Origin of the sequence: Vibrio sp. Y51_MX_L26 (assembly GCF_024181935.1) — a bacterium.
Taxonomy (GTDB): Bacteria; Pseudomonadota; Gammaproteobacteria; order Enterobacterales; family Vibrionaceae; genus Vibrio; species Vibrio diabolicus.
Map to the genome: position 1 here is coordinate 201569 of NZ_JAMZAS010000007.1, position 11748 is coordinate 213316.

Annotated in this window: 9 protein-coding genes; 2 read left to right on the top strand and 7 right to left on the bottom strand. The window is 41.1% G+C overall.

Annotated features, from left to right (window positions below):
• Positions 1 to 96: 96 nt before the first annotated feature.
• The 4 genes from NL645_RS16160 to NL645_RS16175 all read right to left on the bottom strand — a co-directional run bounded on the left by NL645_RS16160 (position 97) and on the right by NL645_RS16175 (position 7157).
• Positions 97 to 1422, bottom strand: a complete 1326-nt coding sequence (locus NL645_RS16160; protein ID WP_253652034.1) for an MATE family Na+-driven efflux transporter — start codon at positions 1420 to 1422, stop codon at positions 97 to 99.
• Between the two features lie 3 nt (positions 1423 to 1425).
• Positions 1426 to 2712: a hypothetical protein gene (locus NL645_RS16165; protein WP_078580891.1), complete on the bottom strand. Its 1287-nt coding sequence runs from the start codon at positions 2710 to 2712 to the stop codon at positions 1426 to 1428.
• Positions 2713 to 2768: 56 nt separating this feature from the next.
• A complete protein-coding gene (gene hsdR / locus NL645_RS16170; protein ID WP_140292462.1) occupies positions 2769 to 5213 on the bottom strand; it encodes an EcoAI/FtnUII family type I restriction enzme subunit R in 2445 nt (814 codons plus the stop codon).
• 786 nt (positions 5214 to 5999) lie between these two features.
• Positions 6000 to 7157, bottom strand: coding sequence for a MarR family transcriptional regulator (locus NL645_RS16175; RefSeq protein WP_253652036.1), 1158 nt, complete (start codon positions 7155 to 7157; stop codon positions 6000 to 6002).
• 100 nt (positions 7158 to 7257) lie between these two features.
• Between NL645_RS16175 and NL645_RS16180 the strand changes: the two genes are divergently transcribed.
• Entirely contained in the window at positions 7258 to 7422 is a 165-nt protein-coding gene (locus NL645_RS16180) for an AlpA family transcriptional regulator (protein ID WP_025591867.1), read from the top strand.
• A gap of 452 nt (positions 7423 to 7874) precedes the next feature.
• Entirely contained in the window at positions 7875 to 8690 is an 816-nt protein-coding gene (locus NL645_RS16185; protein ID WP_005480548.1) for a restriction endonuclease, read from the top strand.
• 398 nt (positions 8691 to 9088) lie between these two features.
• Here the strand turns inward: NL645_RS16185 and NL645_RS16190 are convergent, their stop codons facing one another.
• The 3 genes from NL645_RS16190 to NL645_RS16200 all read right to left on the bottom strand — a co-directional run bounded on the left by NL645_RS16190 (position 9089) and on the right by NL645_RS16200 (position 11201).
• Positions 9089 to 9553, bottom strand: coding sequence for a hypothetical protein (locus NL645_RS16190; protein WP_025500613.1), 465 nt, complete (start codon positions 9551 to 9553; stop codon positions 9089 to 9091).
• Positions 9543 to 10079: a type II toxin-antitoxin system MqsA family antitoxin gene (locus NL645_RS16195; RefSeq protein WP_025500614.1), complete on the bottom strand. Its 537-nt coding sequence runs from the start codon at positions 10077 to 10079 to the stop codon at positions 9543 to 9545. The genes NL645_RS16190 and NL645_RS16195 overlap by 11 nt, the downstream gene beginning before the upstream one ends.
• Before the next feature lie 786 nt (positions 10080 to 10865).
• Positions 10866 to 11201 carry a helix-turn-helix domain-containing protein gene (locus tag NL645_RS16200; protein ID WP_025500616.1) on the bottom strand — a complete coding sequence of 112 codons (336 nt, stop codon included), beginning with the start codon at positions 11199 to 11201 and terminating at the stop codon, positions 10866 to 10868.
• Positions 11202 to 11748 lie beyond the last annotated feature (547 nt).

The window sequence follows — 11748 nt, forward strand, 5'->3', positions numbered from 1 at the left end:
CATTTCTACGTCAATGTGAGTACTGAAAAGGGGGAGATGTGATGCCCAATAACGGTGGAGGTTAGTGGGCATTTATATCTGTGGTAAATATATAAATTAATGGCTTTCTGGTTGTTGATTCATGCTCTCTTTGCTCCGTAAGGCAAGGTACAACACCCAAGTGATTAGCGCATCAGCAGTAATGCCCAAGCCGAACATTATGGCGATTCGTTCAAGCGTAGGTACAAAGATACCGATTTGATAGAGCACAAAAGCACAACCGTAAAACAAGGTGTTTACGATAAGTGATTGATACAGCATTAAATCCGTGCGTCCAATACCATAAAAGTAACTGTCTATGACATTGTTTAAACTGAAAATCACATAGAACCCAACCATTAGCCAAACTAGACTGGTGATTGATTCTGGGTTTTCTATCCCCATGACATTGGCTATAAAGCTGTTCCAAAGCGGTGCGGTGAGTATCCAAACAGCAATAATTCCTAACGTTATCCAAAGGTAGCCATTGACTCGCTCAGATGTTAATCCATTGTTTGTCGCAGCATCTTGCTTAACCAGTTGCCCTAATGTCAAAACGGGAAGTAGTAGCCAGCCCCAAATAAATTGATTAGCAACCCAGAATGTTCCCGCTTGTTGTACTTGGTTAATAAGCTGAAGAATCATGACGATAAAGGCAGTATTTCGCACGAGTGACTCAAGCCCTGACTTCCATCCAATCTTTGCCCATTCTTTGAGCCATTGCGATTGATCTCCTTTAGAAAACTTGAAGCTCAGAGTGATCCCTGATTTCGATAAATAAATCAGGGCAAATAGTGCGAGAAGACTATTGACTACGATATTACTCAGAGCAATGCCATTCACTCCTAACTGAAGGGAGTAAGGTAGTTGACTGACGAAGACGCTGTCACAAAGGACAGTCATGAGCATTTGTACTATTAGGAGACCATACAGCGCCTTTCGTTCATTTCTTAGGACGAGAACTAAAGACAAAAAAGCATAGAAGCTGGAGAGCAGAATAGCGGCAGATTCCAATCGAATGTATTGGATCGTTTGGGCCAATAATTCAGCCTGTTGCTGCATAGCATCTACAAAGTTCGGGGCTAGCCACAATACCATTAAGGTCACCACAAAGTAGCAAATTAAGGTAACCAAAAGAGATAGACTGGCTCGTTCGTGAAAAGCTTCATTACTATGAATCACTCTGCCTAGAATAAATGCTAGAGGGATAAGTAATGCTTCGCTGAGGACTTCATATCCTACATTTAGCCATGCAACTTGTGCTGCAATACTAAAAGTCCATGGGCTAGGGATGCTGCCCAAGAAATGGATTCGTGTAGTTGAGTAGATTAATGGTATTAAGCTTGTCAGAATCAGCACTAGCCACAGTTGGTAGTTGATTGTTTTTATTTGATGATTTTTCAATTTTTAAGCCTTGTTATCTTCACTAGAGATCTCGTGGAGAAAGCGACTCTCCACAGAGAAATAGCCATTACTTTTAATCAGTTGTTTCTTTCTAAGCCGTTCGAACAGTGAGATTAGGTACTGATAAAGTTCAGTATATTGCACTGTATTGATATGAGTTGCTGAGCAGTTAAATACTTGCCATGGGAAATCAATCAATGTTGTAGCGGCATGTTTGGGAAGGTAGTTGTGTTTAAACTCACTTAGCAATAAATGTTCTAGCTGAACACAATAGTGCTGGATGATAGAGCAGTGAAAGTGGTACTTGTAACTGTCGTTGTTAGCGATAAGGTTCGGTAAGGAGCAAAACAAAAAGTAAACCTGAGCGGCCAACTCTTTGGCTTGCTTTCGCTCGCTTGTATGTGTTTTGGTAACTGCGTCTAATTGTTCTGCAAGGCCAAGCTCACCCTTTAAAATAGTGAAGTGAACGTTGTAGATTTGTGACTCGCGATAATAAAGAGAAATGTCAGACAGCGATTGGCCTATAACGATTTCTATAAGCAAACGCTCTTGTGTTCTAAGAGTGATTTTCGACCCTAAAATATCGGTATGAGCCAATTGTGCACCGAACAATCTGAGGAGTCTTTCATGCCAACTCTGAACCGAAATCGATGACTGAATAAATAAATCGATATCGGAGCGCTTTGTTAACTGATTAGCGCCCAAACTTCCGTAAAGTAGAGCTGTAGATACACTTGTATCTGTGCTCAATACTTTATAAAGTTTTCTGACCCAAGTGTGTTGAGATAATGGGAAGTCCGCCCAGAAGGCATCAAAGTTCTCAGAGAAGTCAAAGCAGTAAGACTGCCAAATTTGTCTTTGCCAGCGAGTTTCTAGTTCCGTCGGTATGATTTTATCTTTCAAAAATCTAATCGTTTCATCAACAGCTTGCAGTTTTTTGTAGCACGATGGGTAAGGGATTTCTGAGTATTTCTCGTCATCAATTGCATTGATGCTCTGCTCAATATCTCTAGTACAACAGATTAGTATGCCTGTTTTCCTATCTAATTGACTGGTAAGAAGGCTAGCTGTTTGACCGTATCCTGTAAGTTCAACAATCGCGTTTTCCTGTTGTTTAACCGCAGCGAGGAAATGCTCACAAGCAAGTTGCTCACCTTGCTCGGTTCCATCGCCAAAGCGAATTCGATACTCATCTAACGATAAATAAATGAACTCAGGCAAACGTCCTTGTATTTGTTTGCTTAACGTTGTTTTACCTGAATTTAGGTTACCAAAAATATAGATATGCATGATGACTTGAGGTCACTAACCAAGCTAAAGAAGCTCTAGCTTGGTTTAAATGGTGATTAAGCAGATTGATAAATCTCAGCTTCCAGTTCAGAAATCGCTTCTAAGTACTGCTCTTTTCCGCCAAAGCACTTTTTGACGATTTCAGCAGGGCGTCCCATCTCGTCAAAAGGCTTAACTTTGAGTACATGAATATTCTCAATCTCTTGAACGCCTTCGTCTGCGTACTTGTCCAGTAGGTTATTCAACACCTGCTGAGCCGTTTCACCGTACTTAGTGAAGTAGTTGCGCTTTTTGACGTTGTCAGCGCGTTCTTTTCTGGTGAGTGCTGGTTGGTCATACACGACATGACAAATCATGTCGAATGGATCGAGATCTTTGCCGACTTCCAGCTCTAACGCTTCCCAGATGATGCCTTCCTCTGCCAGTTCATCAATGATTGCTTGCTTTTTATCGGCATCTTGCCAGCGCTTAACAAAGTCATCCATTGAGGTGAACTGTTTTGCCATCGTCTTGCGGGTATAGTCTTTGAACGATTCGGTTACGAGTTTACCGTCGGAATCGTAGTATTGAACACGTTCGGCAATGGCTTTCACCGTTACACCGTTGACATGGAACTTTCTAACTCGGTTTTCATCCTGCCAATCATCATCGGGATTGCTAGCACCTGAAGGAGATGAACTATAGTCGTATGGAGCTTCTGGTTCTTGTATGCTTTCAGGGTCGATATCTTCCCCTTCAAATGGATCATCTTGTTCAAGCTCATCCTCACCATCGATAATCTCATCGAGTCCTTCATCGGTTTCGAAGTCTTCTGGTTTTGTCTCTTTAACTCGCTCAGGGACACCATCAAAGCGCTCATCCGCGAACAGTTCTGTCGCCTTTTTAAAGTCGAGAATGGTAAACCATAGCTTTCCGTAACGATCATCAATACGAGTACCACGACCGATGATCTGCTTAAACTTGGTCATCGACTGAATGCCCTGGTCAAGAACAACCAGTTTACAAGTTTTTGCATCGACACCTGTTGTCATAAGTTCTGAGGTGGTCGCGATTACAGGGTAAGCCTTTTTGGGGTTGATGAAGTTATCGAGCTGAGCTTTGCCTATTTCATCATCACCAGTGATTTTCATTACGTATTTATCATTCTTTGCAACTTGCTCAGGGTTGCAGTTGATTAGTGCCCGACGCATACGCTCTGCATGGTCAATGTCATTACAGAACACAATGGTCTTCGCCATGGGGTCGGTGCGCTTGAGATAGCTGGTGATGGTCTGTGCAACCAGTTCTGTTCGTTCATCAATGACCATAGTTCTGTCGAAGTCTTTCTGGTTATAGATCCTGTCTTCGATGACTTCACCATGTTTATCGACTTGTCCTTTTGTTGGTCGCCAACCTTGTAAATCTACATCGATATCTACACGCACAACTTTGTAAGGGGCTAAGAAACCGTCTTCAATACCTTGCTTTAGCGAGTAGGTATAAATGGCATCGCCAAAGTACTCGGTGTTAGACACGATATCGGTTTCTTTCGGTGTCGCGGTTAGCCCTATTTGAGTCGCTGAACCGAAATACTCAAGAATCTCGCGCCATGCGCTGTCTTCAGCGGCACTGCCACGATGGCACTCGTCAACGACAATAAGGTCAAAGAAATCAGGATCGACCTGTTTGTATGCTTTTTGGTGCTCTTCTGGGCCTGTCAGAGCTTGATACAGAGCTAGATGAATTTCGTAAGCAGGATCGACGCTTCTCCCTGTGACTTTGGTCATAGCGGTGCCAAACGGCTGGAAGTCGTTGGTCTTAGTTTGATCGACCAGAATGTTTCTGTCCGCCAAAAATAGGATGCGTTTTTTGGCTCGGGACTTCCATAGTCGCCAAATAATCTGGAATGCAGTGTAAGTTTTGCCCGTACCCGTTGCCATAACCAAGAGTACTCGGTCTTGTCCTGCTGCGACCGCTTCCACGGTTTTGTTTATCGCTTGTAGCTGATAGTAGCGCGGAGACTTACCGCTACCATCATCATGGTAATCTTGAGTAATAACTGGAAGGTGCTCGGTTTTGTAGCCTTTCCAAACGCAGTACTTGTCCCATAGTTGCTGAGGTGTCGGGAAGTCTTCAAGTCGAATTTCAGTTTCGAGTTGAGCTGGGTTGGTTTTGTCGTGGAAGATAAAACCGTCGCCATTTGAGGCAAAGACAAAAGGGACTTCAAGTAAGCTGGCGTAATCTAGACCTTGTTGCATACCTTTGCCGATTTCATGCTTATTCGCTTTTGCTTCGACAACGGCTAGAGGCATGCTCGGTTTATGGTAAAGGACGATGTCCGCAGACTTAACCTTTTTCCTCGCCGCTGCCTGACCACGAACAATGACCTTACCGTCACGCAGTTTAACTTCTTGACGGATTTGAGACATATCATCCCATCCTGCATCTTTGATAGCAGGAAGAATGAATTTCGTGATGATGTCGGTTTCAGATAGCTTTGATTTATTGATTGTCGATTCCATGCGATTAGCCAGCTCAGTACAAATGCATTTCATGACTATACCAAAGGATGCATAAAAGCAGAAAAGATACTGACTTATCAGTGAAGTGTGTAACGGTATGTATGAGTCTCTAAGGCGAAGGCTCTGAATATGCTGCCATCAATAGGTTTATGTGTGCAGTGAGAGTTTTGTAATGAGGCTAATCAGTAGAAGGTGTTGCCGAACAGTGGCAGCCTTTGTTCGATTAGAAGAACTTTCTGAAAATTCCCCAATACCACTGATATATTATCAAAAATATACTCTTGATCTGGGATGTGGTTTAAATTAAATGTTTTCTTTACTTTGAATCTAATATATAGAAAATAATAAACACAAAATTTTGCTTTTTATTTATTAAAATAATGCACTGTATGTTTGCCTAAGTTTTTTAAACCAAAATTGCGTGGCACATTTTTTTGCCAAGATTGGCAACGAGACTGCCAGTAGTGGCAGAGGAAGTGTCAGGATTGGCAGCGAATGTGCCAATGGTGGCACTAAAATTTAGACCTAAAAATTAGAACATTCCGTTTAAGAATCCAAATTTTAATAGATTAACGTTATATTAGAATTATAAATTTATAATAATTATAACAGTTATAATAGTTATAACATGAAAAAGTCAACAAGTAAAAACTATTTTATTGCCATAATTATCTTGGCTAAATTTAATAATTAAATTATTCGTAATTATATTTATGATTTTTATTTGATTTAATAATTAAAAATGTAAAATAAATTTGATTGTTTTTTGAACAGTTACTTTGCTGCTTAGGAGAGCAATTGATGTTTTTTAATGATCTGGTGTATGCGTTGTCTGCTAAGCCCAAGCGTTCTGGCGATATCACTTAAGTTAGTTTTGCTATTCGTTGCTAGTTGTTGTTTTAACAGCTCTTTGATCAACTGGTGTTGTTCTAGATTGGCTCCATATCCAACGTCTGGGCCACGCTTAGTTTCAATGCTATTGATTCGTTCTACACATTCGAAGCGATGCAAGATCCCAATCAGTGTGGTCCAAGTATTCAACTCATTGAAAAGCGTTAGGCACTCTTTATCACTCCACGCGTTTGGTTCTTTAGAATCTAAACATCTCACTATCGCGATACACCATGATGACCATTGACCAAAATCATCTGACTTGATCTGATTTATTTTTTTATAGCTCGCTGGGTAGTTTACTTTACATGTCTGAACAATGTTCTTTGATAGTGTGATCCAGTCCCCTGACATAGCGCTATCTTTACAGTGACGTAGAAATACTCGTGGATGCGGCGCATAGCCGCTGACCAGATCATACAGTTGTCGTCCTAACTTTTTCTGTTTGTTAGGCTGTGCAAGATACTTTTCGTAAGCAGTGCTGTTCTGGTTGGGCAGGTGTTTCAATGCAGTGATAACTGCGTATTTTTGCTGTTTATAAAGTTTAGTGGACTTAATGGGATGGTGTTTTTCGCAGTAGTAGTGAGATCGGCTGCGTAGACGCCAGCATAGTGCGCAGTAAGGTAGAACACTGTTCCAGCGTATCGCTTCTTCTTGGTGCTGTGGCGTGAGTGAACGTAAATCTTTTAACCCCCACAGTACTTGATCCATATAATCGATACGTTGTTGAGTATGAAGACCGAATCCACGTAAAGCTAGCACCGTTTCAATAAGTTTAATTGTTTTATTTAATCCACCATAACTTTCGATGATCTCGGCAAGATGGATAGCATTAGAACTGCTGTACTTTTTGAGTATGGTTCCATGTTGTCTGAGTAACTTGGTAAACCACGTTTCCAGAACAATGTTCCGAGCGGCATCAACAGCGTATAAATACCCAGAACGACGTCGCTGAGCAATTTTACAACCTCGATATTCGGCCTGTTTTTTTAAGTCATTAATTGCTGTTTCTAGCTGTACTCTCAATGCATTGCGCTTTTGATCTAAGTCCATTCGTTATCATGTCAATATGGTTTGTTGCTTATTCTATATTATGAGTTGGGCGATGAGAATCTAAGATGCGACTAAATAATAGAGAAATAAAGGTAATAAAATGTTTGTAAGACAAGAGCAGTTAGCGAAAGAGATCGGGGTAAGCGTAAGTACTTTGTGGCGCTGGCGTCGAGATGGAAAAATACCACCCGTTGTTACGCTTAGTTCTAGAGTTGTTGGGTGGCAGAGAAAAGATATTGAACGATGGCTAGAAGAACAAAAATAGATGCACTTGTTACTGCGAGAACAGTGTTCTCGCTTAACCTTCGTAAATATAAAGTAAGTCATTGTTTACATGATTAATAACACGAATAAAAATGCTCTTGCAGGAACCTTGTTCCTGCTTTTGTCTATCTCAGGGAGCCACTTTCTTCTCAAATCTTCATTAGTTGAACGGAGAACGATGTTCTCCGAATGGCGAAAGACAGAGTTAGGTATTATCCGACTCGTGTTTGGGTATATAGGCAAAGGCTGGTAGCGTTCAAACGCTACTGCGAGAACACTGTTCTCGCTCACATCATCAAAAACTAAAGTTTGGTCATTTAATTAATAAATAAAAATGCTCTTGCTAGAACAATGTTCTAGCTGTTTGTTCTCCCACTAAATACATGATTTAACTCTATGTATTAGGTCTGGCAATTGTGCTTTAATGCATTTTGATGCTTATTGGGAGGAGTTATGGCTCGGAAAAATGATGGAATTATTTGGCATTTGATGGATGCGCCGTGGTGGGTGAGTATCTTGTTCTCAGCAGGCATTTATGTTGGTTTATCTTTCCTATTGCCAGGTTTAGCGGCTCGCAGTGATAACTTCATCTTCAATGCCATTGGGCCGAATCTTCCGCAAATGGCACCGTATTTTGCTTTTTTGTTTTTAATTCCTGCTCCCATTGCATTCTTTAAGCAGTATCAGCGAAAGCATAATTATCTTGCGACGACGTCTCAAATCAGAGCACACAAAAACACGACTCCGCTTAATTCCCTCAGTTGGATTGAATTTGAAAGCTACATTGGCGAGTACTTTAAGCAGCAAGGCTACGACGTTAAACAATCTTTCTCAAAGCAGGCCGATGGTGGGGTAGATATTTGGTTAACTAAAGACGGTGAGTTGAGTCTTGTACAATGTAAGCACTGGAAAGCTAGAAAAGTCGGAGTTCAAGTCTTAAGAGAAATGTATGGTGTGATGATCGACAATCGTGCTAGCAAAATGATCATCGTAACATCGGGAGATTTTACTTCTGAAGCCATCGCCTTTGCTCAAGAGAAGCGCATGTGGTTGGTTAATGGTAGCGAGCTAGTCCACATGATTGAAGATGGACGCAGCTTTATGAATAAGCCAGTCATTGGTGAGCCTGCACCCGAGCCTCATTCCAAGGTTTGCCCAAACTGCCAGTCTAACCTTGTGATTCGTGTTGCTAAAAAAGGTCGTAATGCGGGTAAAAGTTTCTATGGTTGCTCTGCGTATCCTAAGTGTCGCTACACTTGCGACTGTTGAATATGAGTGAGGGTTCAAGCAGTTTAACCGTATAGAAGGGTGTTCTCATAACATAAAAGTTAACCTATTGAGTCTGGCTGGCAGAGAAGAATGCTACTGTGAGAACACTGTTCTCGCTCAAATCATCAAAAAAACTAAAGTTTGCTCATTTCATTGATAGATAAAAAAGCTCTCTTAGTTCTGAACCCTCTGATGGTAAATATATTAATAACAATTCTATTCTGAAACGCCTACCCCTTTATTGGTTTCTAGTAAAATAGAATGCTTAGATAAATATAGTTCGCCTAAATACCGCTTACTTTATGTGGCAATAGGATGTTTTTATGTCCGTAAGTGGCTTTGGGGGGAAATCGATCTAGCGGCTAAAAACCAGTGCAGTTAGCACTGGTTTGGCTTAGTTATTTAGTGAACTGTACGGTAGGAAGGACAACTCTTGGTAATCTCATGCGCTCACATTGGGAACTTAAATATTCTCGCCAGTATGGCCAAACATGGTAGCTAGCGTTTTTCAATGAAAACTCATCGATACATTCTTGTTCTAAAGGAGATTTTATTCTGTATTCTGCTATAAAATCACTTTCAATAGCAGCTTTTATATCTGGTTTCTCAGCATCTTCTGATGGAACGATCCATCGTGTGCCAAGTCGCACGAATACACGAAGTAATTCACCATCATCTTCAATCTGAATCGTTTCGCTCTTGTGTACAACGTGCATCTGTTGGATGTGAAGGTGTTCAATTTCACTATATGATTTAGTATCAAAATCGTCTGCACAGAATGCTCTTGTACTTTTCTGATACACATCTTCAATAACCAGATTTTCAATGGCTTTCTGTAAGTGGTTACTATTTTTAGTAGCCATAATTTGCCTCTAAACCAAACTCATGTTGACGCACTACATGAGTTCGCTTGATATTTAATTTATCGTGGAAATTTACTATTGCTACAGTCGTCCAGTCGGTAGCTATTTGACGCTTAACGCCTGCATTTGCCATCAGCTTATCGAGAGAGGCTGGAACATCGCGAGCTACCCTGATGAGCCTATCCATAGCTTCGGACTGTATTACATCATCAGACTCGTATTTTGAAAATGCCACAGGGCCGCCACCAAATATTTTTGCAGCATCCTCTTGGCTGAGACCCCAACCCTTACGAAGTTCGCGCACTTCAACGCCTGTCAAAAGGCCTTGAACTTGCTTTTTGAAAGCAATCATTGCACGTTTATTAAAACGAGCATTTGCAGGGGTTGCTTGTTCACTTCCACATACATCACAAGTTGAAAATTGACTAGAAATTGAACCATGCTGTCCCATATGTTCAACATGGATAATTTCTTCTTGGGTACTCAAGTGGCCTTGTTCGCAGATCGGACAAATTTTAGTTGTCATTGCTCAATCCTTATTGCGAGACGTGGCATGACACAAGTAATAGAATTTTACCTGTCTTACCAATCGCAAATTTTACATAATAATTACAGCTCATATACTTATATGCATGCTCTCGCCATTCCTCTCTTTGTAAGCGGTAGCTATCACATGCTGCCCAAGGTCCAGTTGGCTTTTGAACGCACCACTCAGAATTCACGTATTGGCCTTGGGTTATGGCTTGTCTTAATAAATTTTGGATATCGTCAGTATCAAGTGCAAGTGATTCTATATTGTGTATACACTTGCGTGTCCAAGGGATAGTCGTATTTCCCTCAGATTCGAGAATTTTTAGAACGTCGTCTACCATATACAATGGTCCATCGATATGGATACGTTTATCTGTTGTGGCAGTAGGTGGTTCCTGTTCAAAAGCACTAACGTTGAGTTGATTATTTACCATTATGGTAAGTTTTTCCAGTTGTTTTTTATGATGTTCGCATTTCAGAATCCAAAAATGCGTTGATTTGTGCTCTATATTACATGGTGTGAAGCGCATATGGCAATGAACAGAACCTTACAATACTGGTCGATTAACCTTGTTCCTCAAGTCTCACTATCCTTTAAATTTTCAGTACATCTTCAATTTTTACACCAAGGTCTCCAATCGTGGCTTCGAGCAGATACTCACTCTCTGTTTAGAATCCAATCATCTTCACACGTAAATTAGAATTCATTATCTTCATTGCAGGAAGAATCAAACGACCAATTTTGGTATTCGTACCGATAAACACGTCTAACTGTTGTAACTTACTCATACCAACCGTCCTCATTGCTTCTCACGCTGTTTTCAGCTTGGGAGGTTATCTGGCTGTGTGGACGAACAAATATGTTTAAATCGATAAGGCGTAGCGATAGTCCTAAGATGTCCATGAGGACGAGTACATTGGCAAAGGTGACACTGGTATCGCCTTTTTCTACCTTCATGACGGTTCTACGAGATAAGTTGGCTTTTGAAGCGAGATCATCAATACGCCAGCCTCTATCGGTGCGCTTTGAGCGAATGGCGCTCCCCAGTGTTTCCATACTGAACTCGGTATTCAAATCAGGCATAGGTTGTGCCTTTACCATCTTACCTTTTTTCATAAGTGCCTTTTAATGTACTTTTGTCACTATTGGGTTCGTCTTAATATATAAGTTCACTATAAGTTACTTTTGTAGTGACTGTATAAGAAATTATCTATAAGTGCAATTTAAGTCACTCATGGTTGGTTTGCGAGTTTAATACCTCTCTTTGTTCTCTATGAAAGATATTCATCAGCCAGAAGGGATATTTGGCAACAGCGTAGTATTCAGATTAGTATTGGAAGAAGACAGAGAAGAGTGCGTGATCGGGGCTTACCTGACCCATTACCTGACCCAAAATCGTCAGGTACAAAAAAAGGTTAGTAAACACTACGCTTACTAACCTTCTGGAATTTGGTGGCCCCTCCCAGACTTGAACTGGGGACCAATCGATTATGAGCGAAGGTCTGACGCAATCTTCCCGCGCAATCAACATAGAAACCCTGCCCCGAATTACGCCCATATCCACCAGCAAAATCACATCACCTGATTACCCGCATGACATGACAGCCAACTGACGGGGTTGATAGGGTTGTCGGAGTTGGTGGGGATGACAGGGTTGATGGGG